Annotated in this window: 18 protein-coding genes; 13 read left to right on the top strand and 5 right to left on the bottom strand. The window is 64.0% G+C overall.

Annotation, left to right across the window (positions count from 1 at the left end):
- Window positions 1-65: 65 nt before the first annotated feature.
- Complete coding sequence (locus AB3147_RS15925; RefSeq protein WP_367352395.1) at window positions 66-863, bottom strand: aminoglycoside adenylyltransferase family protein; 798 nt, start codon at window positions 861-863, stop codon at window positions 66-68.
- A gap of 210 nt (window positions 864-1,073) precedes the next feature.
- Between AB3147_RS15925 and AB3147_RS15920 the strand changes: the two genes are divergently transcribed.
- The 3 genes from AB3147_RS15920 to AB3147_RS15910 all read left to right on the top strand — a co-directional run bounded on the left by AB3147_RS15920 (window position 1,074) and on the right by AB3147_RS15910 (window position 5,408).
- Window positions 1,074-1,886 carry an SDR family NAD(P)-dependent oxidoreductase gene (locus tag AB3147_RS15920; RefSeq protein WP_367352394.1) on the top strand — a complete coding sequence of 271 codons (813 nt, stop codon included), beginning with the start codon at window positions 1,074-1,076 and terminating at the stop codon, window positions 1,884-1,886.
- A 140-nt stretch (window positions 1,887-2,026) separates the two neighbouring features.
- A complete protein-coding gene (locus AB3147_RS15915; protein ID WP_367353547.1) occupies window positions 2,027-2,647 on the top strand; it encodes an imm11 family protein in 621 nt (206 codons plus the stop codon).
- A gap of 58 nt (window positions 2,648-2,705) precedes the next feature.
- A complete protein-coding gene (locus AB3147_RS15910; protein WP_367352393.1) occupies window positions 2,706-5,408 on the top strand; it encodes an AAA domain-containing protein in 2,703 nt (900 codons plus the stop codon).
- Between the two features lie 50 nt (window positions 5,409-5,458).
- Here the strand turns inward: AB3147_RS15910 and AB3147_RS15905 are convergent, their stop codons facing one another.
- Entirely contained in the window at window positions 5,459-7,072 is a 1,614-nt protein-coding gene (locus AB3147_RS15905) for an NAD(P)/FAD-dependent oxidoreductase (RefSeq protein ID WP_367352392.1), read from the bottom strand.
- 105 nt (window positions 7,073-7,177) lie between these two features.
- On the bottom strand, window positions 7,178-8,233 hold the full coding sequence (locus AB3147_RS15900; RefSeq protein ID WP_438860980.1) for an MBL fold metallo-hydrolase: 1,056 nt from the start codon (window positions 8,231-8,233) through the stop codon (window positions 7,178-7,180).
- A 110-nt stretch (window positions 8,234-8,343) separates the two neighbouring features.
- Between AB3147_RS15900 and AB3147_RS15895 the strand changes: the two genes are divergently transcribed.
- Window positions 8,344-8,988: a TetR/AcrR family transcriptional regulator gene (locus AB3147_RS15895; protein WP_367352390.1), complete on the top strand. Its 645-nt coding sequence runs from the start codon at window positions 8,344-8,346 to the stop codon at window positions 8,986-8,988.
- A gap of 25 nt (window positions 8,989-9,013) precedes the next feature.
- Here AB3147_RS15895 and AB3147_RS15890 read toward each other — a convergent pair whose 3' ends face one another.
- Complete coding sequence (locus tag AB3147_RS15890) at window positions 9,014-9,805, bottom strand: APH(3')-II family aminoglycoside O-phosphotransferase (RefSeq protein WP_367352389.1); 792 nt, start codon at window positions 9,803-9,805, stop codon at window positions 9,014-9,016.
- Window positions 9,806-10,147: 342 nt separating this feature from the next.
- Here AB3147_RS15890 and AB3147_RS15885 point away from each other — a divergent pair, with 342 nt between their 5' ends.
- The 6 genes from AB3147_RS15885 (at window position 10,148) to AB3147_RS15860 (ending at window position 18,155) form a co-directional block, all read left to right on the top strand.
- Window positions 10,148-10,861 carry a gluconate 2-dehydrogenase subunit 3 family protein gene (locus AB3147_RS15885; RefSeq protein ID WP_175121198.1) on the top strand — a complete coding sequence of 238 codons (714 nt, stop codon included), beginning with the start codon at window positions 10,148-10,150 and terminating at the stop codon, window positions 10,859-10,861.
- 3 nt (window positions 10,862-10,864) lie between these two features.
- A complete protein-coding gene (locus AB3147_RS15880) occupies window positions 10,865-12,640 on the top strand; it encodes a GMC family oxidoreductase (protein ID WP_175121199.1) in 1,776 nt (591 codons plus the stop codon).
- Between the two features lie 12 nt (window positions 12,641-12,652).
- On the top strand, window positions 12,653-13,972 hold the full coding sequence (locus AB3147_RS15875) for a cytochrome c (RefSeq protein ID WP_367352388.1): 1,320 nt from the start codon (window positions 12,653-12,655) through the stop codon (window positions 13,970-13,972).
- Window positions 13,973-14,063: 91 nt separating this feature from the next.
- Entirely contained in the window at window positions 14,064-14,204 is a 141-nt protein-coding gene (locus AB3147_RS15870; RefSeq protein ID WP_367352387.1) for a hypothetical protein, read from the top strand.
- 37 nt (window positions 14,205-14,241) lie between these two features.
- Window positions 14,242-15,888, top strand: coding sequence for a VRR-NUC domain-containing protein (locus tag AB3147_RS15865; protein WP_367352386.1), 1,647 nt, complete (start codon window positions 14,242-14,244; stop codon window positions 15,886-15,888).
- The gene (locus tag AB3147_RS15860; RefSeq protein ID WP_367352385.1) at window positions 15,885-18,155 is read left to right on the top strand and encodes an ATP-dependent DNA helicase; all 2,271 of its coding nucleotides are present in this window, start codon (window positions 15,885-15,887) and stop codon (window positions 18,153-18,155) included. Before AB3147_RS15865 ends, AB3147_RS15860 begins: the two co-directional genes overlap by 4 nt.
- Before the next feature lie 12 nt (window positions 18,156-18,167).
- Here the strand turns inward: AB3147_RS15860 and AB3147_RS15855 are convergent, their stop codons facing one another.
- Window positions 18,168-18,635, bottom strand: a complete 468-nt coding sequence (locus AB3147_RS15855) for a group III truncated hemoglobin (protein WP_254594844.1) — start codon at window positions 18,633-18,635, stop codon at window positions 18,168-18,170.
- A gap of 301 nt (window positions 18,636-18,936) precedes the next feature.
- Between AB3147_RS15855 and fes the strand changes: the two genes are divergently transcribed.
- The 3 genes from fes (at window position 18,937) to AB3147_RS15840 (ending at window position 24,018) form a co-directional block, all read left to right on the top strand.
- Window positions 18,937-20,415 carry an enterochelin esterase gene (gene fes / locus AB3147_RS15850; protein WP_367352384.1) on the top strand — a complete coding sequence of 493 codons (1,479 nt, stop codon included), beginning with the start codon at window positions 18,937-18,939 and terminating at the stop codon, window positions 20,413-20,415.
- Between the two features lie 205 nt (window positions 20,416-20,620).
- Complete coding sequence (locus AB3147_RS15845; protein ID WP_367352383.1) at window positions 20,621-22,087, top strand: amidase; 1,467 nt, start codon at window positions 20,621-20,623, stop codon at window positions 22,085-22,087.
- A 311-nt stretch (window positions 22,088-22,398) separates the two neighbouring features.
- Window positions 22,399-24,018, top strand: a complete 1,620-nt coding sequence (locus AB3147_RS15840; protein WP_175121204.1) for a methyl-accepting chemotaxis protein — start codon at window positions 22,399-22,401, stop codon at window positions 24,016-24,018.
- The last annotated feature ends 4 nt before the right edge of the window (window positions 24,019-24,022 follow it).

Raw genomic sequence — 24,022 nt, 5'->3', positions numbered from 1 at the left:
CATGCCGTGTCGCTAGCACCGGCTGTCAACGTGCCGTGCAATGAATGCCATCCGCCGGTTCGCCATCAATGGGCGTCACAAAGACCCTCGATGGCTCCACGTGCGTAAATGATGAACGCCTCGGTTTCAGCCGCATGCCGATGCGCCAAATCGTCCTGCGCTTGCCCGAGATAAATCGCCAGTGCGTGGCTGAGAACCGGTCGATACACAGGTTCGATCCGCTCCAGCAGCCACGTTGCCGCGTCCGACTTTGATGCGATCTCCCCAGAAACCGCCGTATACCAGATACGTGCCAGCGCCAGGATGATGTTTCGCTCGTCGCCAGCCCAGTCTTCCGGCTGGTTCCATTGGGCGACGGTATCCAGCAGAGCGCGCGTCAGATCTTGGCGCGGAACGGCGTCAAAGATCTGATTTGCGGGCGGTCCGACGACCGGGATGCTGTGGCCCAACACCTTGGTCAGAACGATGGCGAGGTCGTGGTCCAGCATGGGCGGCTCCACGATGCCCGCCAGCAAATCCTGGCGCAGCCATTCGCCAAACTGAAGTTCTCGGCGGGCCGGGTGGCGCCACGGCACGGCATCCCGAAGCGTCATCACGGTGACTTCGAGCGCGCGCAAACTGGGCGACTGGCCAGGCGGCGCGGAGACCGTCAGCAGTTGCATCGCCAAGGTCCGGAGCGTGGCCGCATCGGGCGGCTCGGTAACGGTGACGAGCAAGTCGATATCGCTATGAGCTTGCAGACCGCCGTCGACGGCGGAGCCGAACAGATGGATGGCGACGAGGCGCGTTCCGAGCTGGCGTTCGATGAGCCGTCTGGCGTCATCGATCTGCGGTGCGATTGCGATAGGCGGGGCTTGGGTCATGCAAGGATAATAGCCAAGCGTCCACTCGTTCGGTAGACGGTTGACCCGGGTGAGCGGTCCGTATCCATCTCGCGCTGTCGGACGAGCGCGTCGAGCGATCCGTATCCTTCGGCAGTCCGATGGCCGCAACGACGATTCCGTATCCCTCCAGAGCAGTTCGTTGGTCGCAACGAGCCAGTCCGTTCCTATAACAGTCCTTCCCGAAGTTTCATGACCAACTATCCCCAACTTTTCAGTCTTCAAGGCAAGATCGCCGTCGTGCTGGGCGCGGCGTCCGGCATCGGTCAAGCGTCGGCGCACGCGCTGGGCGCGATGGGCGCCTATGTGATGTGCGCGGACCGCGACGAGGGAGGCGCGCAGACCACGGCGCAGCAGATCATCGACGGCGGCGGTGCGGCCAACTGGATGCAGACCGATGCCGCCAGCGGCGATTCCATCGCGCAATTGGCCGCCAGCGTTTTGGGCGAGCGAAAGAGGATAGACATTGCGGTGGCGACGCCGGCGCTGAACATCCGCAAGCTGATCGTTGATTACACGGAAGAAGAGTTCGACCAGGTCGTGAACCTGAACCTGCGCGGCGCGTTTCACTTCATGCGCCACTTCGGCCGGCCGATGATGAAGCAGGGCGCGGGCAGCCTGATCCTGTGTTCGTCGATGCGCGCCGTGACGATCGAACCGGGGCTTGGCATCTATGCCGCCACCAAGGCGGGCATCGAGCAGATGGTCAAGGCGTTTGCGGCCGAGGTCGGCAGCTACGGCGTGCGCGTCAATGCGGTGATGCCGAGCATCATCGAGACCCGTCTGACCGAGCCGCTGAAGGAACGTCCCGAGATCTACAACACCTACGCCGGCCACACGGTATTGAACCGCTGGGGCCAGCCTTCCGAGGTGGGCGCTGCGGTGGCGTTTCTGGCGTCGGATGCCGCGAGCTACATTTCGGGCAGCAGCCTGGCGGTGGATGCGGGATGGACGGCGATCGACGGGCCGCCCACGGGGCTGACGCAGACGCGGCCGTCTGCATAATCGCGGTGGCGCTTGTTGGCGTTACGATTGTGAGCCTTGAGTTCCCTCGCATGCCGGCCTGACTGGCCGGTATGCCGCTACCGACTTCCAATGCCTGGCCGTTCAGACGCGCGAGGCTTGCCCCGGAGAATGCTCACGTGATGACGTTTGAATCGCAGAAGGGAAAATACTTCGTCCTTAGCGCAAGCCTCTGGAGCGATGGCATTGGCCCGGGCCTGGTAATCGCCAACGAGGAAAAGCTGATTCGGCCCGGCATGTACACGATGGAAGCGCCCGACGGCGATCCTTTGCAATACTGCGAACGGCCGCACATCGTCCATGTGCCGGAAGAAGGCGGAGCGCTTCGGCAATTCGAGCAGTGGTGCGGCATCTGGATCGTCTCGGAGCCGTTGAGGCAGGTCTTCGAGTCGGTCGATCCTGAGGCCTTTGTGTTCAGTGCTTGCGACTATACGCAGGCCGACGGCTCGCCGGGGCCGCAATACTATTTTTGTAATGTGATGCGCACGCTCGACGCGCTGGATGTGGACGCGTCGCGGGTCAAGAAAAAGTACGACCGGAATTTCCTGACCGGTGAAGACGAGCTGTATTACAGCGTCGTGGGCGGCGCCAATCTCGTATTTCGAGACGAGCGCGTCGGCAATGCGCACATATTCCGCCAGACGCTGATGTCGATCGACCCGGTGGTCGACCGGGAGATGTATGACGCGCTGTGTGCCGCGGATTTGGATGGCGTGCGGCTGCGGGACGCGGCGGATTTGTGATCATTCAGATCGGCGTTGTTAAATCGGCAATTGGCTTGGAGTGTCGGGTAGCAAAGCTATGGCATCGGTATTCGTTCTTGGCGAAGATAAAACGCGGCAGATCCGCGATTGGACACTCCACTGGAGCGACAAGCACCAGAACCTGGTGCTGACGTGCCATTTTCCCTCGGGCAAGTCCTTTAGCCGCCCCATCAGCGATTGCCGGGTCGAGCCGACTCGTGAGTTGAACGACGTGCTGCGCATGAAGAAGGGAAGCGCCGTGGCCAAGCCTGTCGAGAGGGCGATGGTCTACGGTGAGAAATATGTCGCCATCGAGTACGCAGGCGCTTCCAGAATTTATGTGGAGAAGCTTGCGGACATCGAACTCGTTCCTCAGGCCCCGTTGCACGGCGGTGACGTATTCCAGTATTTCGTTTCGGTGGCAACTGGCCGCGAGGACGCGGCAATCGGGGACCAGAAGATCGTTGCGGCGAATGTGACCCGGCAGCTGGGTCGATTGCCGCCTCGCGGAGACACTGCTTTGCATGCCTACTGCACGGGGCAGAATGCGCGGCAACAGCCTGCAGGCGACCTGATCTTTCCCTTTGGCGTCAATGAAAGCCAGTTGGCGGCAGTGAACCGCGCGTTTGAAGCGCAGGTAAGTGTGATCGAAGGGCCGCCGGGAACGGGCAAGACGCAGACCATCCTCAATATCATCGCGAATATCCTTTTGCGAGGCCAAACGGTAGCCATCCTTTCCAACAACAATTCGGCCGTGGGAAACGTCTTTGAAAAGCTCGGAAAGTGCGGGCTGGACTATCTGGTGGCTTGCCTTGGAAGCAAACAGAACCGAGAGGATTTTTTTGCGGCTCAGCCTGCGGTACCGGCGGGGGAGCCAGCGTTGCCGCCAAACATGGAGTCGTTGCAGAAGACGCTCGCGCAGCTAAAGCAGTTCCTGGCCGCGCACAACGCCGCGGCAAGGCTCAGGGCGGAAATCGACGAGGTGTCGGTGGAGCAGCGTTACCTGAAGCAATGGCAGGAAGAAAATCCAAGCCAGCGCGTCGAATCCCTGCGTAAACTCAAGCTGTCTGCGCAGAAGATGGCGGATCTGATGGCCTATCTGAGGCACCTCGGCGACGGGCGCATCGGGTTAAGAAATCGGTTTGACCTGTTTGTGCACTTCAAGATAATTCGCGTCAAAGCCTTTGGGAACGGTGAACTGCGTCGCGCAGCCGTCCACGACTTGCAGATGCGGTATTACGACCGCTTGCTCAACGAGAAGAACGCGGAGTTGGCCGCCTGCGAAGCCGTATTGGCCGGCGGAAACTTCGATGCGCTGCTAAAGGACATGACCACGGGGTCGATGACATATCTGAAAGCGCATCTTCATCGGCAGGTGCAAGACACTGCGCCTTTTGAACCGGATACGTACCGCCGCCACTTCGACGCCTTTCTCAAGCGCTTTCCGATCCTTACCAGCAGCACGCATTCAATCGTCAATTCCATCGAGTCGGGCGCGGTCCTTGACTACGTCATCATTGATGAGGCCTCCCAGCAAGACATCGTGCCGGGAATCTTGGCGCTGGGATGCGCGAAGAACGCCGTCATCGTTGGCGACAGCAAACAGCTCGCGCACATCCCGTCGGGTGTTGCAGTAGCAGCTCCCGCGGCCGCTTACGACTGCGAGAAGCACAGCTTTCTGAATTCGGCCATTGATGTGTTCAAGGGGGCGTTGCCCAGGACGCTGCTGAAGGAACACTATCGCTGTCATTCCAGAATCATCCAGTTCTGCAATCAGCAGTTTTACGGCAACGAACTCATACCGATGAACAGCGACGCAAGCGACGGGGCGTTAAGGCTTGTCGTTACCGCCAAGGGAAACCATTCGCGCGGAAATACCAATCTTCGCGAACTGGATTCCATGATGGCGTCCCTGGAAGCGCCGAGCTCGGATGGCGCGTGGCAGGATGAAGGAAGAGGGTTCATCGCACCGTTCAGAGCCCAGGTTGTCTTGTCCGGATCGCATCTGCCCAGCGATTTTGTGCGAGACACCGTACACAAGTTTCAAGGTCGGGAGTGCGACGAGATCGTCTTTTCCACAGTGCTTGATAAAAAGCGCGAGAACGAAAAGCGGATCAATTTTGTTGACGATGCGCGCATGGTCAATGTGGCGGTGTCGCGTGCCAAGAAGCGGTTCACATTGGTGACGGGAGACGATGTCTTTACGGCTGGGAATGGTCCGATTGCTGCATTGATCCGCTATATGGAGTACTACGCAGACGAAAAGCAGATCCTGCGCGCGCCCGTGGTGTCGGCCTTTGACTTGTTATATAGCGAATACGACAAGTCGCTTGATCGGCTTGCCTCTCGCTTGCAGCTGAAAGATTCGGCATACCGGTCCGAGCGTATCGTGGCTGCGTTGCTGCGGGACGCGCTGTCTGAACCAGCCTGCGCGGCGCTGATGTGCCATTCGCAGGTCCCGCTGAATCAAGTCGCGGCGATGTCCAATCCAGGCCTGACGGCCCGCGAACGCGAGTTCATGCGACAGGGCGCAAGCTGCGATTTCGTGATTTATTTCAGGGTGGGGAAAGCGCCGGTCGGCGTGATCGAAGTCGACGGCGGGACGCATGGCACGCTCGAGCAATCGGAGCGGGATGCGTTGAAGGACAGCATTTTGGAAAAAAGCGGCGTTGCCGTGCTGCGGCTCAAGACCGTGGAGAGCCGCATCGAAGAACGGATTGGACAGTTTCTCTTGCCCTGGGCGATGCGCGAGGCTGCGTAAGTCAGGGTAGGGTAGCCGGCCCGGGGGCCGGCTGGCGGTTTGGTCGCGACTTAACCCCCCCGCCCCATAATGCTCAGCGCCACAGCCTCGGCAATCTTGATCCCGTCCACACCCGCCGACAGAATCCCGCCCGCATAACCCGCGCCTTCACCCGCGGGAAACAAGCCCTGCGTGTTGATGCTCTCCAGCGTCTCGTTATCCCGCTTGATACGAATCGGCGACGACGTCCGCGTTTCTACGCCTGTCAGCACCGCATCGGGCATGTTGAAGCCCTTGATCGTCTTGTCGAACGCCGGCAATGCCTCGCGAATGGCGGTGATGGCGAAGTCGGGGAGGGCGGTGGCCAGGTCGGTCAGGTGGACGCCGGGCGTGTAGGACGGCTGCACCGCGCCGAACTCCGTCGAGGCCTTGCCTTCCAGAAAATCCCCCACCAGCTGACCCGGCGCGCTGTAGTTGCGGCCGCCCAGCTCGAAAGCCTGCGATTCCCACTTGCGCTGGAAGTCGACACCGGCCAGCACATGCTCCGGATAGTCGACCTCAGGCGAAATCCCCACAACGATGCCCGCGTTGGCGTTGCGTTCGTTGCGCGAGTACTGGCTCATGCCGTTGGTGACGACGCGGTTGGGTTCAGACGTGGCCGCGACGACCGTGCCGCCGGGGCACATGCAGAAGCTGTAGACGGAGCGGCCGTTGCTGGCGTGGTGCACCAGCTTGTAGTCGGCGGCGCCCAGGATCGGGTGGCCAGCATTGGGGCCGAAGCGCGCCCGGTCGATGAGGGACTGCGGATGTTCGATCCGGAAGCCGATGGAGAAGGGCTTGGCTTCCATGAATACGCCCTGGTCGAGCAACATCTGGAAAGTGTCGCGCGCGCTGTGGCCGATGGCGAGGACGACGTGGTCGGCTTCGATGTGTTCGCCGTTTGCCAGCGTGACGCCGGTGACCTTGCCGTTTTCGCGGTGCAGCGTTTCAACCCGGCTGGAGAAGCGGACTTCGCCGCCCAGCTTGGTGATGGTGTCGCGCATGACTTCGACCATGCCGACCAGGCGGAATGTGCCGATGTGGGGCTTGCTGACGTAGAGGATTTCCTCGGGCGCGCCGGCCAAAACGAATTCCTTCAAGACCTTTTCACCGTAGTGCTTGGGGTCTTTGATCTGGCTATACAGCTTGCCGTCCGAAAACGTGCCGGCGCCGCCTTCGCCGAACTGGACATTGGAGTCCGGATTCAGGATGCGCTTGCGCCACAGACCCCAGGTGTCCTTGGTGCGCTCGCGCACGGCCTTGCCGCGTTCCAGGATGATGGGCTTGAAGCCCATCTGCGCCAGCACGAGGCCGGCAAAGAGGCCACAGGGGCCGGTGCCGATGACGATGGGGCGCTTGGTGAGGGTGGCGGGCGCCTGGGCGACGAATTTGTATTCGGTGTCCGGAGACGGCTTGACGTTGCGGTCGTCATGAAAGCGTTTGAGGATCGCGGCTTCGTCGGCGACGTCGACATCCAGCGCGTAGATGAGCAGGATGTTGTGCTTTTTGCGCGCATCGTAGCTGCGCAGGAAGATGGTGAAGCCGTTCAGGTCGCTGGCCGGAATGCCCAGTTTCTTGAGGATTGCCGCGGGCAGGTCCTCGGGCGTGTGGTTCAACGGCAGCTTGATTTCAGACAGACGCAACATGCTTGGGGTCCAGACAGGGGGGGCGATCACAACGTCGCCAAACGCGGATTGTACTGGACGGCCGCCGTGGGTAAGCCCGGCTTGCGCAACCGGGCCGGCCCGTTTTTACCGCTGCGCCTGCCCGGCGCGCCACCAAGCCGTTCCCGCTTGCGGCGCCCCGATATCGACGCGCTCTCCCATGACCGGTGTGGCCAGATCGACGCCATGGTCCCGTGCCAATGCCGTGATGCGCTCGAACGGCTGTTCCCACGGGTGCATGGCCAGGTCGAAGGTGCCGTTGTGAATCGGCAGCAGCCAGCGGCCGCGCAGGTCCAGGTGTGCCTGCAGGGTTTCTTCAGGCTGCATGTGGACGAAGGCCCAGCGCGTGTCGTACGCGCCGGTTTCCATGAGGGTCAGGTCGAAGGGGCCGTAAGCGTCGCCGATGGCCTTGAAGCCGTCGAAGTAGCCGGTGTCGCCGCTGAAGAAGACGCGCAGGTCGGCGTCCTGGATGACCCACGAGGCCCACAGGCTGCGGTCGCTGTCGGTGAGACCGCGGCCGGAGAAGTGCTGGGCGGGCGTGGCGGTCAGTCGCAGGCCGTCGACCTCAGTGGACTGCCACCAGTCCAATTGCTCGACGCGGGCGGGGTCGATGCCCCAGGCTACCAGTTGGTCGCCGACCCCCAGCGGCGCGATGAAGTGCGCGGTCTTGCTCGCAAGCTGTGCGATGGCGGCGCGGTCGAGGTGGTCGTAATGGTTGTGGGACAGGATGACGCCTGCGATCGGAGGCAGGTCGTCGATGCTGATGGGCGGCGCATGAAAGCGGGCGGGGCCGGCCCATTGCACGGGTGAAGCGCGTTCGGAGAAGACGGGGTCGGTCAGCCAGAAGCGGCCGCGCAGTTTCATGAGGATGGTGGAATGTCCAAGCCGGTAAAGGCTACGGTCGGGGGCGGCTTCCAGGGCTGCGCGGTCCAGCGCGCGCAGGGGGATGGCGATGTCGGGAACCGTGCCGCTTGGCTTGGCGAAGAGGACGGTCCAGGCGAGTTTGAGGCCTTTCCAGAAGCCCATGGCGGGGCGCGGTCGCGGATTGCTGAAACGTCCGTCGCGCTGTTGGGGGGATTGCGGATAAAGCGGCAAGGCGCGGCGGTTGCAGGCGGAGAGGACGGTCACGGCGGGTGTTCCCATGAGATTCGAAAAATGGCGCGACGGCGGCAAACCGCTCGCGCCAAAAATTACACTGCACAGTGTAGTTTCCAAAATCAGAAAAGTACACCGTCCGGTGTAGAATTTCGCCCATGTCGACGAAAGCTCCCGATTCCGCCAAGGAACGCCCGCCCAAACGCCTGACCGACCGCAAGCGCGAGGACATCGTGCGCGCGGCGGTGGAGGAATTCCGCATTGCGGGGTTCGAGGCCACCAGCATGGACCGCATCGCTCAGGCTGCTGGCGTGTCCAAGCGCACGGTCTACAACCATTTCCCGAGCAAGGAGGCGCTGTTCGCGCTGATGCTGGAGCAGTTGTGGGCCAGCAGCGCGGCCAGCGTCGACATGGCCTACCGGCCCGATCTTCCGCTGGCGCAGCAATTGCGACTGTTGTTGATGCAGAAACTGGAGTTGCTGGGCGACGCCAGCTTCATTGATCTGGCGCGGGTCGCCATGGCGGAGATCATTCATTCGCCGGACCGCGCGCAGGACATCGTGTGCCGGATGGACGAGAAGGGCAGCGGGGTGACGGCGTGGATTCAGGCGGCGATTGCCGATGGTCGCCTGGCCGAGGTGGATCCCGTATTTGCGGGCCATCAGCTCGAGGGACTGGTCAAGGGCTTTGCGTTCTGGCCGCAGGTCACGCTGGGGCAACCACCGTTGAAAAAGGCGGAGCGCGAGCGCGTGGCGGATTCAGCGGTTGGGATGTTTTTGGGGTATTACGGCCGAGGCGCGTAGCCCGCCGCGCGTGCGCGCCTAACTCTTAGAAGAACTCGTCGAGCAGGCAGTAAAACGCAAGACGGCGGTCATCCGGTTCGACGCCATAGCTGCGAAAGAACGGCTCGATCCACTCGCGTCCCAGATTGCGTTCGATGCTGCGCGCGGCCAATGCAAGGTCCTGGTGGCGGTCGCTGACGCCAAGGCGGCCGCAGTCGATGTAGCCGGTGAATACGCCGCCATCAGCCATGAAGTTGGGCAGGCACGCATCGCCGTGCGCCACGACGAGATCGTGCGTGGTGGGCCGCGTCGCAAGGAGTTCCGCAAACGCGTCTTCGGCGGTGCGTCCAATTCTCTCGTCATCGAAATCCGATTCGTCCACCAGGCCGGCGTCCAGCGTCCGTCTGGCCTCGGCGATACGCCGTTCAAGGGTGTGATCGAAAGGGCATTGGTCGATGGGAATGCAGTGCAGACGATGCAGCGCATCGGCCATGATGGCGATCACCTGCGCAGGCGGCAGACCCGCGCTGGCCAGATCCTGGCCAGCTACGGCGCTCATCAGCAGCCAGTGCCGCGTGGGTGTGGCGGCCGCGTCGATCACGGTGGGGCACGGCAGGCCGTGCGCGGCCATCCATTGCAGGCGCTCGATTTCGTCTGGCAGTTCGGGCAGCGTGCCCGTGTGCTCGGATTTCAGATAGCGATCAGGCTGATTTGCGCTGCGAATGCGATAGACGTCCGCGCGCGACTCACCGATGGATTGCTGCTCGAGGCGCGCTCCGGCAAGGCGCGGTTGCCACTGCAACGGAAGGCTGTCGTGAATGCTGTATTGAGCGTGCATGGGGTTCATTTCAGGGATTGCGCGCGGTACATCACGCGTCTGCGGGCCGCATGAATCAAGGCTTTTCGTTCACCTTGCTGTCAGAAAGCGCGGCATTTCCAAGGTTCTTACGTTGTCCTTAATGCAAAAGACTTTCCCACGTCAAGAAATTCCATCTGATACGGTCGAATGAGCAGATCAGAAGCGCATAATGCCGGCACCTGCTCTTACGTCCCTTTTCAAAGAGCAGTGTTGATTTTGAGCAAGAAAAGAGCGTGTTGTCACTAGCTCGGGCAGTTCGTGTTTCCAGGTTTCATGTTCGGTAGCGCGCTAGGACAACTTGGAGTATTCACGGAGATGTCCATGACTGATGACGCACAACCGCGCCGGCGGTTTTTGCAAACGATGGCCATTGTGCCAGCGTCGACGCTGGCGATCGGCGGCCTGACCGTCGGCTGTACCAACGCCGCCGACGGCAACGCCGCAAAAGCGGCCAAGCCCTACGAGCCCACCTATTTCACCAAGGCCGAATGGGCCTTCATCGTTGCCGCGGTGGATCACCTGATTCCCGCCGACGAGTACGGCCCTGGCGCCATCGTGGCCGGTGTGCCCGAGTTCATCGACCGTCAGATGGAAACGCCCTTTGGCCACGGCAAGCTGTGGTACATGGACGGGCCGTTCCACACCGATCAGGTGCCGGAACTGGGTTACCAGCTCGATCAGAATCCCCGCCAGGTCTATCGCAATGGCATCGAGGCCTGTGATGCCTGGTGCGTGAAGACGCACGGCAAGGCCTACGCCGAACTCGACAAGGCCTTGCAGGAACAGATCCTGAAGGACCTGCAGTCGGGCAAGATCGCATTCGAATCCGTGCCGTCCAAGACGTTCTTCAGTTTCCTCTTGGCCAACACCAAGGAAGGTTTCTTTGCCGACCCGATCTACGGCGGCAACAAGAACATGGTGGGCTGGAAGATGGTGGGCTTTCCCGGCGCGCGCGCCGATTTCATGGACTGGGTCGACCAGCCCAACGTGAAGTATCCCTATGGCCCCGTGTCGATCTCTGGGGAGAAGGGTTAAATCATGGCGATCAAGAAAGACAAAGTTGATGCGGTGCTGGTCGGATTCGGCTGGACCGGCGCGATCCTGGGTCAGGAACTGACCGAAGCGGGGCTGCAGGTGCTGGCGCTGGAGCGCGGTGGCATGCAGGATACGCCGAAGGACGCCGAATACCCCAAGGTGATCGACGAGCTGAAGTATTCGGTGCGCGGTTATCTGTTCCAGGACCTGTCCAAGGAAACCGTGACGATCCGCCACGGCGTGGATGACGTGGCCGTGCCGTACCGCCAGAACGGCTCGTTCCTGCTGGGCACGGGCGTGGGCGGCGCGGGCTTTCACTGGAACGGCATGCACTACCGTGTGCTGCCCGAAGAACTGGAACTGCGCACGCGCTATGAAACGCGCTACGGCAAGAAGTTCATTCCGGAAGGCATGACGATCCAGGACTTCGGCGTGACCTACGACGAACTGGAACCGTACTTCTCGAAGTTCGAATACGTGTGCGGCACGTCGGGCAAGGCCGGCAACCTGAACGGCAAGATCGTCGAAGGCGGCAATCCGCTGGAAGGCAAGCGCAGCAAGGAATTCCCGCTGCCGCCGCTGGCCACGACCTACGGCGCTTCGCTGTTCGAGAAGGCCGCGCGCGAAGTCGGCTTCAACCCGTATCCCACGCCCGCGGCCAACGCGTCGGGTCCGTACACCAACCCGTACGGCGTGCGCCTTGGCCCCTGCAATTTCTGTGGCTTCTGCGAGAACTACGGCTGCTACATGTATTCGAAGGCCTCGCCGCAGACCACGATTCTGCCGGTGCTGCTGAAGAAGCCGAACTTCGAGCTGCGCACGCGTTCGCAGGTCATCAAGGTCAATCTGGATTCGACCGGCAAGAAGGCCGTTGGCGTGACGTACATCGACGCAGACGGCAACGAGGTCGATCAGCCTGCCGATCTGGTGATCCTGTCGGCTTACCAGATGCACAACGTGCGTCTGCTGCTGCTGTCGGGTATCGGCAAGCCGTATGACCCGAAGACCAACGAAGGCGTGGTTGGCAAGAACTACGCCTACCAGATGAACGGCGCGGTCAACGTGCTGCTGCCCAAGGGCACGCAGCTGAACCCGTTTGTCGGCACCGGCGCCGGCGGCGTGGGCATGGACGACTTGAACGGCGACCAGTTCGACCACGGCCCGCTGGGCTTTGTGGGCGGCGCCAGCATCCGCCACGTGCGCTACGGTGGCCGTCCGATCAAGCAGACGCCGACGACGCCGGGCACCCCGACGTGGGGCACGGCCTGGAAGGCGGGCGTGCAGGATGCGTATCAGCGCTTCATGACGATCGGCATTTCCGGTTCGGTGATGTCGTACCGCGATGCCTACCTGTCGCTCGATCCGACCTATAAGGACGCTTACGGCCAGCCGCTCTTGCGCATGACGTTCGACTGGCACGACAACGAGTTCGACATGCTGGGTTACATGGGCAAGCGCATGGAGACCGTGGCCAAGGCCATGAATCCTGAAAAGCACTTCGTGGCCGTGCGTAAGAAGGGCGCGCGCTACGACACGCGCGTCTACCAGAGCACGCACAACACGGGCGGCGCCATCATGGGCTCGAACCCCAAGGAAAGCGTGGTCAACAAGTACCTGCAGAGCTGGGACGTGCCGAACGTGTTCGTGATGGGCGCCTGCGTGTTCCCGCAGAACATGGGCTACAACCCGACCGGCCTGGTCGGCGCGCTGGCCTACTGGGCGGCACAGGCGATCCGCGAGCAGTACCTGAAGAACCCCGGCCCGCTGGTCCAGGCTTAAGGAGACGGAACAATGATCAAGCACACCATTGTTGCGGCCGTCTCGGCCCTCGTTGCCAGCGCCGCGTTCGCGGCCGACGGCACGCCCGCATCGACCGACGCGCAGATGATCAAGCAGGGCGAGTACCTGTCGCGCGCCGGCGACTGTATCGCCTGCCATACGGCCTCGGGCGGCAAGCCCTTTGCCGGCGGTCTGGGCATCGATTCGCCGCTGGGCATGATCTATTCGACGAACATCACGCCGGATAAGGAAACGGGTATCGGCAATTATTCGTACGAGGACTTCGACCGGGCCGTGCGCCACGGCGTGGCCAAGGACGGACATTCGCTTTACCCGGCCATGCCGTACACCGCGTACGCCAAGGTCACGCCGGAGGATGTGAAGGCCCTGTATGCCTACTTCATGCACGGCGTCGAGCCGGTGAAGCAGGAAAACAAGGACACCGACATCGTCTGGCCGATGTCGATGCGCTGGCCGTTGACGGTGTGGCGCTGGATGTTCGCGCCGGATGTGGCGACGGCGCCTGTCACGGTGAACACGAGCGGCGCGGACAAGCAGGCGCTGCTGCGCGGCCAGTACCTCGTTGAAGGCCTGGGCCATTGCAGCACCTGCCACACGCCGCGCGGCGTGGCGTTGCAGGAAAAGGCGCTGACGGACGCGGACGGCTCGGCCTTCCTGTCGGGCGGCGTGGTCGAAGGCTGGCTGGCCAAGAACCTGCGCGGCGACACAACCGACGGTCTGGGCGCCTGGAGCAAGGAAGACATTACGGCCTTCCTGAAGTCCGGACGCAACGGGCATTCGGCGGCGTTCGGCGGCATGGCGCAAGTGGTCGAGGAAAGCACGCAGCACCTGACCGACGACGACCTGAACGCCATCGCGGTGTATCTGAAGAGTCTGCCGCCGGTGAACAAGGACGCCACCAAACCGCTGGCCTATGACGAGTCCGTGGCCCAGGCGCTGCGTACCGGCAAGGACAAGAGCGACGGCGCCATGGCCTTCCTGAACAACTGCGCGGCTTGCCATCGCAGCACGGGCAAGGGCTATACCGAGACCTTCCCGCAGCTCGCGTTGAGCTCGACGGTCAACTCGGCCGATCCGGCCTCGTTGATTCACATCGTGCTCAAGGGCGCGCAGATGCCGGGCACGGCGTCGGCCCCGACCGCGTACGCGATGCCGGGCTTTGACTGGCGCATGACCGACAAGGAAGTCGCCGACGTGGTGAGCTTCGTGCGGTCGAGCTGGGGCAACAAGGGCGCGGCAGTCAGCGCGTCCGACGTGGCCAAGGTGCGTAAGGACATCGGCGCGGCCCCGCAGCCGGTGCGCGCGCAGTGATGTGACGATGTCATGATCGACGGTCCCGCCGCTTTGCCGGCGGGATGGCAAACGGCGCCGGAGGGCTTGAGGCTTTCCGGCGCCGTTTTTCATGCGCGGGTTTCTTGCGGGGCTCACCAGCGACGCCGGGTACGACGCCATCACGGCGTATTTCGTGGAGCCCGAAGAAGAAGAGGGGCTGACCATCGTGCGTCACGCTTCGACAGAATCCGGACAGGCCGGCCTGCTATGATTACTGGATAAATAAACAGTCCGTCCGGCCGCCGCCGATGTTGCCCGCCCACCGTTACTACTATCTGCACAATTTCCAGCGCGCGCTGGCGTGGGTCTCGGACCGCTACGCCGACCTGCTGGACGATGACGATTGCCGCTTTCTGGCGGATTTCGCGGCGTTGCCGCAGGCGTCGCAGGCCTTGATGGTACGCATGCTGATGCGGCGCGGGCCGTGGTTTCGGGCCAGCCGGCTGGTGTACGAAGAGATCCCGGCCGTCGAAGAGGCGGCCGCGGCGTTGGAAGCGCTAGGGTGGCTGGACACGCGGGCGCCGATGTCGCTGGATGAACTGTTTGCATTATTGACCAAGCCCGAACTGTGCCGTGTGTTCGCATCGCAGGCGGCAGCCAGGCCGGGCCTGCGCAAGTCCGACATGCTGGCGACGCTGCGGGCGGACATGCCCGACGCCCGGCCGTTCTGCGGCTGGGCGCCTGATTCCTTGGAAGCCGTCTGGCGCGTGATGGTGGCGGACCGCTGCGAACGGCTGCGCCTTATGTTTTTCGGCAATCTGCATCAGGATTGGTCGGAGTTCGTGCTGGCGGACCTGGGCGTATTCCAATACGAGACCGTGCCGTTCGATGCGGCGTCGCGGGCGTTTCAGACGCGGGCGGACGTGGACTGTTATCTCGCATTGCATGCGTGCAGGCAGGCGCTGGACGACGGCGTGGCCGTGGACGACCTGCTGCGCGCGGCAGAGGATTGCATCAGTGGCAACGCCTGGCTGGAAAAGCGCCGCGCCAAGGTGTTGCTGCGCATCGGACAAGCCTGCGAGCGCGCGCAGGATTGGGAAGCCGCCCAGCGCGTGTACGCGGCCTGCGGCTATCCCGGCGCGCGGCATCGTCGCATCCGGGTGTATGAGCGGATGCAGCGGTTTGAAGACGCGATGGCGCTGGCCATGACGGCGGCGAACGCGCCCGAAAGCGAAGAGGAAAGCCAACGCGTAGCGCGCATGATGCCGCGGCTGCGTCGCGGGCTGGGGCAGGGCGCGGCGGCGCGTGCGGCAGCGCCCATCCTGCCGCGCACGGAATTGGCGCTGGTCCGCCCGGCGCATCCGTCCTCGGTCGAGTACGTGACGCGCGATCACCTGCATCACGCCGACGCGCCGGTGCATTACGTCGAGAACGCGCTGATCAATTCGCTGTTCGGTTTGCTGTGCTGGCCGGCCGTGTTCGCGCCGTTGCCAGGGGCGTTCTTTCATCCTTTTCAACGCGGGCCCGCCGACCTGGAAGCACCCGATTTCCACGCGCGGCGGCAGGCGCACTTCGCGGCCTGTTTGGCGCAGCTGGATACGCCCGCCTATCGCGACGTCATTCTGCAGCGGTACGCTGACAAGGCGGGTTTGCAGTCGCCGTTCGTGTTCTGGGGCGCCTTGTCCGAAACCTTGCTGGCGCAGGCGCTGGACTGCCTGCCGGCTGCGCATCTGAAGCTGTTCTTTACGCGCCTGTTGCGCGACGTGAAGGGCAACCGGACCGGTCTGCCGGACCTGGTGCGGTTTTGGCCGGCCGAGCGCCGTTATGAACTGATCGAGGTGAAGGGACCCGGCGACAAGCTGCAGGACAACCAGATCCGCTGGCTCCAGTACTGCGTGGCGCACGGCATGCCGGTGCGCGTATGCCACGTGAGCTGGTTGCAGGAGGCCGCATGAGCTACGCGGTGGCAGTGCGGGCGTTGTGCGAGTTCACGGCGCGGGCCGGCGATCTTGACCTGCGCTTTACCCCTGCGCCCAGCGGCCTGGAAGGCATGGCGGGGCACGCGGCAGTGACAGGGCGGCGCGGGCCGGACTACGAAACCGAAGTGTCTTTGTCCGGCGTGTTTGGCGATCTGCTGGTGCGCGGGCGGGCCGACGGCTACGACCCGGCGGCCAATCAGCTCGAAGAGATCAAGACCTACCGCGGGCAGTTCGACAGCGTGCGCGAGAATCACCGCGTGGTGCATTGGGCGCAGGCAAAGGTGTACGGCCATCTGCTGTGCCAGGCGCGCGGCCTGGCGAACGTGCGGGTGGCGCTGGTGTACTACAACGTCGCGACCGAGGAAGAAACCGTGCTGGTGGAAACGCACGAGGCTGCGGACTTGGCTGCGTTCTTCCAATTGCAATGCGAACGGTTTCTGGCGTGGGCCAAGACGGAACTGGCGCACCGGCAGGCGCGCGATGCGGCGCTTGAGGCGCTGGCATTTCCGCATGGCGAGTTCCGAGCCGGGCAGCGCGATCTGGCGGTGGCCGTCTACCGCACGGCGCGCGATGGCCGCTGTCTGATGGCGCAGGCTCCTACGGGCATCGGCAAGACGCTGGGCACGATATTTCCGCTGCTCAAGGCCAGTCCGGGTACGGGCCTGGACAAGGTGTTTTTTTTGGCGGCCAAAGGATCGGGCCGCGGTCTGGCGGTCGAGGCGCTGGAAACCATCAATGCGCAGCCCGCCAAGCCAGGCTTGCGGATTCTGGATATGCAAGCGCGTGACAAGAGCTGCGTGCATCCGGATCTGGCCTGCCACGGCGATTCCTGCCCGCTGGCGCGCGGCTTCTACGACCGTCTGCCGCAGGCCCGCGCCGCAGCGGTTGAACACACGCGGCTGGACGCGCCTACCGTGCGCGCCATCGCGCTGGAACACGAGGTGTGTCCGTATTACCTGTCGCAAGAGCTGATCCGCTGGAGCGACGTGGTGGTGGGCGACTACAACTATTACTACGACGCCACGGCCATGCTGCATGCGCTGACGCAGGCGCATCAGTGGAAGGTGGCCGTGCTGGTCGACGAGGCGCACAACCTGGTTGACCGCGCGCGCCGCATGTACACGGGCGAGCTTGACCAGAACCGGCTGACCGCCGCGCGGTATGCGGCGCCCAAGGCGCTTAAAAAGCCGCTGGACGGGCTGCACCGGTCGTGGAACGCGCTGAACAAAAAGCAGACGGAACGCTATCAGGCATACGACGCGGCGCCAGCCGGCGTGCTGACGGCAGTACAAAAGGCGGTGGCGGCCATCACCGAGTTCATCGGGCAGACGCCGCTGGCGCAGGATGATCCCTTGCTGGGGTTCTATTTCGAGGCACTGCATTTCATGCGGCTGGCGGAACAGTTCGGCTCCCACGCGCTGTTTGACGTGACGCTGGGCGAGGCGGGTGTCAGCAGCGCCAAGACGCCGCCGTCGACGCTGTGCGTGCGCAATGTGATTCCCGCGCCGTATCTGGCGGCGCGCTACGCGACGGCGCATGCGACGGTGCTGTTTTCCGGCACGCTCAGTCCGCAGCAGTTCTACCGGGACACGCTGGGGCTGCCCAAGGACGCGCCCTGGATCGACGTGGCCGCGCCGTTTCAGGCGGGGCAGCTGGCCGTGCGCGTGGTGGGCAACGTATCCACGCGCTTTCGCGATCGCGAGCGTTCGCTGGCGCCCATCGCGGACCTGATCGCGCGCCAGTACGACGAGCGGCCGGGAAATTACTTGGGCTTTCTGAGCAGCTTTGACTATCTGAAGCGCGTGACGGATCTGATGCGGGAGCGCCATCCGCAAGTGCCGATCTGGCTGCAGACGCCCGGCATGGACGAGCCAGGGCGGGCGGCCTTTCTGGCGCGGTTTACCGAAACGGGGCAGGGCGTGGGATTCGCGGTGCTGGGCGGCGCATTCTCGGAAGGCGTGGACCTGCCGGGCAAGCGGCTGATCGGCGCGTTCATCGCCACGCTGGGACTGCCGCAGGTCAACCCCGTGAATGAAAACATGAAGCGCGCCATGGACATGCGTTATGGCGAAGAGAACGGGTACGACTATACGTATCTGTACCCGGGCATGCAAAAGGTGGTGCAGGCGGCGGGCCGGGTCATCCGCACCGAACACGATGAGGGCACCGTGCACCTCATCGATGACCGCTATCGGCGCGCCAAGGTGCGCGGGCTGTTGCCGGGGTGGTGGCGGGTGGACTGATCGCGCGAGCCGCTAGGCGGGGCGCGCTTCGGGATGTGGTTCGGGATGCGCCGGCGAGCGGAGTTCGGTCAGCGGCTGGTTGGGATCGCGCGACAACTGATAGCCGTACCAGAGGCTGCGCGCCATGCGCTTGGCCATTTCCTGCGCGGCATCGGCCAGGGCGCGATTCGGCAGGGCGTCGGTGGTCTCGCCAAAGAGGACCAGCCAGCGTTCGAAAAGCTCGGCTTTCAGGTTGGGCATCGCCGCGTGTTTGGGCATGGGCATGCCGGTGAACCGCCGCGTGCCCAGGATAACGGCTGACCAGAAGTCCGAGAGCGTGGCCAGGTGTTCGTCCCAGTCGTGGACCATGCCGTTGAAGATGGGCCCGAGCGCTTCGTCGGCGCGCGCCTTGGCGTAGAAGGTATGGACCAGGTCCTGGATTTCGGCTTCGGTGCAGATGTCGGCGGGGGCGGTATCGGTGGCGATGTCGTGCGTGGTCAAGATGGTCTCCGGGCGGGGGGCAGGAGGCGATCTTAGGGCGAGGGTGGAAGCACGCGGGTTGATATGGCTCAAGCGGCGCGGCGTAATTTATTCGGACGCGTGCTCGGACGGGATCGGGATCCGTTTTCGGCAATAATGATATCCATTCTTATTAAGGCGGATGGATATGCGACAGATGAACGGGCGGCGCAATGGCCTGACTTCGACGGCAATGGCCGTTGCGTTGAAAGCGGCATTAACGGCTGCGCTAGCTGCGACAGCGCCGGGCGTGGCGGTTGCACAGTCAGCGCAAGGCGCGGTCATGCCGCAGGGCCATGCCGACAAGCCGCTCCCCATGCAAAAGGGTGAATTCGTGGCGGGAACGTGGTCGGCGGACAGCGGCGTGACGCTGGATCTGCTGGACCCGCAAGGGCGCCATGTCCGCCGCCTGAGCGACCGCGAAAAGCCGGCCGGCGTGCTGATGCTGGTGGGGCCGGCCGATGGCGTCTATACCGTACGGGCGCAGGGGCAGGGTGCGTATGAATGGTCCGTGACCGAACGCCTGCCGCTGGCCGAACAGCATGCGCCGGCGCCCACGCTGGACAGCCCGCGCCTGGCCGCGCTGGCCCAGACGTTGTCGCAGGGCGGCACGACGGCCACGTTCTGGGAAGAGATGAAGCGGCAGGGCACGCCGCTGATCGAGCCGGCAAACGCCACGCACGACCGTGTGACCTTCCTGTGGCAGGGCGCGGAACGTAACGTGCGCCTCTTCGGCGGTCCGTCAACGGACCACGCGCAGCTGTCGCGGCTGGGCGATTCCGACGTCTGGTACGTGAGCTTCCTGGTGCCCAAGACGGCGCGCCTGTCGTACCGGCTGGCGCCCGATGTGCCGGAACTGCCGGGGACTGGCAGGGCGCGGCGGCGCGCGATTCTCGCCACGGCGCAGGCCGACCCCAACAATCCCAAGGTCTATCCCGAACGCGGCATCGACGCGTTCCAGACCTATTCGGTGCTGGAACTGGCGGACGCGCCGCCGCAGCCGTGGGTCGAGCCGCGCGCGGGCGTGCCCGCCGGCAGTGTCGAGGCGCTGGAACTGCGTAGCGACATCCTGGGCAATACGCGCACGATTCATCTGTACCGGCCGGCGGGCTGGAAGCCCGCTGGCCCGGACAACCACGTGCTGGTGCTGTTCGACGCGGGCGCCTATCTGGGGCGCGTGCCTACGCCCACCATCCTGGACAACATGATCGCGGCCGGCGTCATTCCCCCGACTGCGGCCGTGCTGATCGACAACCCCACCGCAGACTCGCGCGGCCGCGAGTTGCCGCCCAATCCGGATTTCGCCGACTTCCTGGCGCGCGAGCTCATGCCGTGGGCGCGCAAGCAGGGCATTGCAGCGCCCGCGGCACGCACGGTGATTGGCGGGTCAAGTTATGGTGGCCTGGCGTCGTCGTATGCGGCGTTGCGTCATCCCGAAGTCTTCGGCAATGTGCTGAGCCAGTCCGGCTCGTACTGGTGGTCGCCGCCCGGCGAGGAAGACCAGTGGCTGACGCGGCAATTCGTGGCGGTGCGCACGCTGCCGGTGCGGTTTTTCCTGGGCGCGGGCCTGTTTGAATCGGGGCGCGGCGGCCAGCCCGGCATTCTGGAGACCAACCGCCATCTGCGCGACGTGCTGCGAGCCAAGGGTTATCTCGTGACCCATCGCGAGGTGGCGGGTGGCCACGATTACCTGAGCTGGCGCGGAACCTTGTCGGACGGATTGCTGGAATTGATCGGCAAGAACGGTCTGGCGCGGCAGTAGACGGGGCGCCGGGCGGCGCGGCATGCTGCCGTCGTCCTGCCGTTGCCCTGCCGGTGTCCACGGCGCGCGGCAGCCTTCGCTTCCTGCGCGCGGGGCCGCCGATTTGCGTAGTATTGTCGCGATGCGCGCGGCTGGCCGCCGCGCTGCGCCCAATGACAATATGCGCCCGGCGGATCCGCGGCGCGCGCCAAGGAGACGAACGCCCATGCCTATCCCCGCCCCGCTCAATGACATCGTCGCTATGCCCGCGCACGCGCTGTCGGATGCCATCCGCAGCCGCCGGGTGTCCTGCCGTGAAGTGATGCAGGCGTACCTGGCGCATATCGACCGGGTCAATCCCAAGCTGAACGCCATCGTCGCGCGCCGCGATAGCGACGAGCTGCTGCGCGAGGCCGATGCGCGGGATGCGCAGTTGGCCGCGGGACAGTGGCAGGGATGGCTGCACGGCATGCCGCAGGCCCCCAAGGACCTGACCGCCGTGCGGGGCATGGTCACGTCGATGGGGTCGCTGGTCTACAAGGACGTGGTGACGGCGCACGATTCGATTCTGGTCGAGCGCATGCGCGCCGCCGGCGCGATCTTCATCGGCCGCAGCAATGTGCCGGAATTCGGCCTGGGCTCGCACACCTACAACAAGGTTTATGGCGCCACGGGCAATCCGTATGACGCCACCAAGACCGCCGGCGGCAGCAGCGGCGGCGCGGCGGCGGCGCTGGCGGCGCGCATGCTGCCCGTGGCCGACGGCAGCGACTTCGGCGGCTCGTTGCGCAATCCCGCCGCGTTCTGCAATGTGTATGGCATGCGCCCGTCGGCCGGGCGTGTGCCGTCCGGTCCGTCGCCCGAAGTCTTCCTGAAGCAGCTTTCCTACGAAGGCCCCATGGGGCGCACGCCGCGCGACGTGGCCTTGCTGCTGTCGGTGATCGCCGGCCACGACAAGCGCGCGCCGCTGTCGCTGACGGACGATCCGGCGCAATACGCGCAGCCGCTGGATGCGGACTTGTCCGGCAAGCGCGTGGGCTGGCTGGGCGATTGGGGCGGCTACCTGGCGATGGAACCCGGCATCCTGGATCTCTGCGAAGCGGCCTTGAAGGATCTGGAGACCGCGGGCTGCCAGGTCGATGACTACCAGGTGCCTTTTGCGGGCGACCGGCTATGGCGTATCTGGCTGGCGCACCGCCACCTGATGGTGGGCGGGCAGTTCCATGCCCTGGTCAACAATCCCGAGACGCGCAAGCTGGTCAAGCCCGCGCTGATCTGGGAGGTCGAGGGACTGGAGGGCTTGACCGCCCGCCAGATCTATCAGGCGACCGAGGAACGCAGCGCGTGGTATCAGACGGTGCTGCGCATGTTTGAAGACGTCGACTTCCTGGCGGTGCCGTCAGCGCAGGTGTTTCCGTTCGACGTGAACCTGGATTGGCCCAAGGAGATCGCGGGCCGGCCGATGGATACGTATCACCGTTGGATGGAGACCGTCACGCCGTGGACGCTGGCCGGTTGCCCGGTCATTAGCGTGCCCGTGGGCTTTAACGCCGAAGGGCTGCCGATGGGCATGCAGCTTATCGGTCCGCCGCGCGGCGACCTTGCCGTGCTGCAACTGGCCCATGCGTACGAAAAGGCGCGCGATTGGGTGCAGGATCGGCCGCCGGTTGCGCTGTGGGAGGCTGCGGGCTGACCCGCCTGCCGCGTCTGCAACCTTCGCCGGCTGACCTGCCGGCCGCTCCGGCAGCATCGCCGGTTCATCCGCCGGCGGACCACCGCTAACAAAGACCGCTTGATTTTATGTAATAGAACTTTGCATTTTCCCGACAAGCTAGCCATGTTTTGCGTTTTCCTGCGTTTTTCGTGGCTGTGATGCGGCACCTTTGTAATAATTGTCGAAATTTCCCACATTCGAGCAGGAATGCGCTGATTGCCGGCGGGGAAATACCCAGGGGCGTCCCGGCAGGGCGTCGACGAGTCGATACAGTACAAAGGTCTCCCGGTATGAAGAATGTGACGCTCCGCCAAAGAATCATGGCCAGTTTTCTGGCCATTCTTGCCATCATGACGTTGATGGTGGTGGTGGACTACCGGCGGCTTCTGGATGTCGAAGCGGAAGCCCAGATGATCAACACCGACGCCGTGCCGGGCATCTACTACAGCACGTCGATCCGGGCAGCATGGTTCGCCGGCTTCGTCGTCGTGCAGGACGCCTTCAATGCGCCGACCGAGGCCGAGCGCCGCGCCGCGCTGGAAGCCCTGCCGCGCAACGACCAGCAGCTTGAAGAACACATCGACTTCTACCGGCGCACCATCGCCCGGCAGGACGACCAGCAGATGTTCGACGACTTCCAGAAGGAATTGCTGGAGTACAAGCGCATCCGCGCCGACATCCTGACGCCGGCCCTGCTGGCGGATCCGGCGCGGGCGCAGACGCGGATCCTGACCGAGTTGCGGCCGTCGTTCTACCGGGGACGCGACATCCTGGCCAGGATGGTGATCGAAAACAAGAAGCAGGCGGATGATGCTGCGGTGAGCATCCAGAAATCCGTGGAGTCGGCTGAGACCGGAATGCTGGTGTCTCTGCTGATGGCGATTGCCGCGTCCATCGTGTGCGGCTACCTGCTGATGCGCGCCATTGCCAACCCCATGCACGACATCGTGAAGACGCTGGAAGCGACGGGCGGAGGCGACCTGACGCGGCGGCTGAAGCTGGCGCGCAACGACGAATTCAACGCCATCGAGACCGGCTTCAACGGCATGGTCGACGAGCTGACCGGCCTGGTCGGCCGGACGCAGCGCTCGGCCGTGCAGGTGGCCACGTCGGTGACCGAAATTGCCGCCACGTCCAAACAGCAGCAGGCCACCGCGTCGGAAGTCGCCGCCACCACCACCGAAATCGGCGCAACGTCGCGCGAGATCTCGGCTACCTCCCGCGAGCTGGTGCGCACCATGACCGAAGTCTCCAGCGCGGCTGAGCAGACCGCCACGCTGGCCGGCAGCGGTCAGGTGGGCCTGGCGCGCATGGAAGACACCATGCGCAACGTGGTGGGCGCGGCGGGCTCGGTCAACGCCAAGCTGGCGGTGCTGAATGAAAAGGCCGGCAATATCACGCAAGTGGTGACGACCATCACGAAGGTGGCCGATCAGACCAACCTCTTGTCGCTGAACGCGGCGATCGAGGCCGAGAAGGCGGGCGAGTACGGCCGCGGCTTCGTGGTGGTGGCCACCGAGATCCGCCGCCTTGCCGACCAGACCGCGGTGGCGACCTACGACATCGAGCAGATGGTGCGCGAGATCCAGTCGTCGGTGTCGGCCGGTGTCATGGGCATGGACAAGTTTTCCGAGGAAGTGCGCCGCGGCATGGCCGACATGCAGCAGGTGGGCGACCAGCTCTCGCAGATCATCCAGCAGGTGCAGACGCTTGCGCCGCGCGTGCAGATGGTCAACGAAGGCATGCAGGCGCAAGCCACCGGGGCCGAGCAGATTAACCAGGCCCTGCAGCAGCTCAGCGACGCGGCCCAGCAGACGGTGGAGTCGCTGCGGCAGTCCAGCCTTGCGATTGAAGAGCTGACACTGGTGGCCAACGACCTGCGCAGCGGCGTGTCGCGCTTCAAGGTGTGATCGC

The organism is Achromobacter animicus (assembly GCF_040775605.1).
GTDB lineage: Bacteria > Pseudomonadota > Gammaproteobacteria > Burkholderiales > Burkholderiaceae_B > Achromobacter > Achromobacter animicus.
This window is presented reverse-complemented; position numbering and strand designations above follow the sequence as displayed.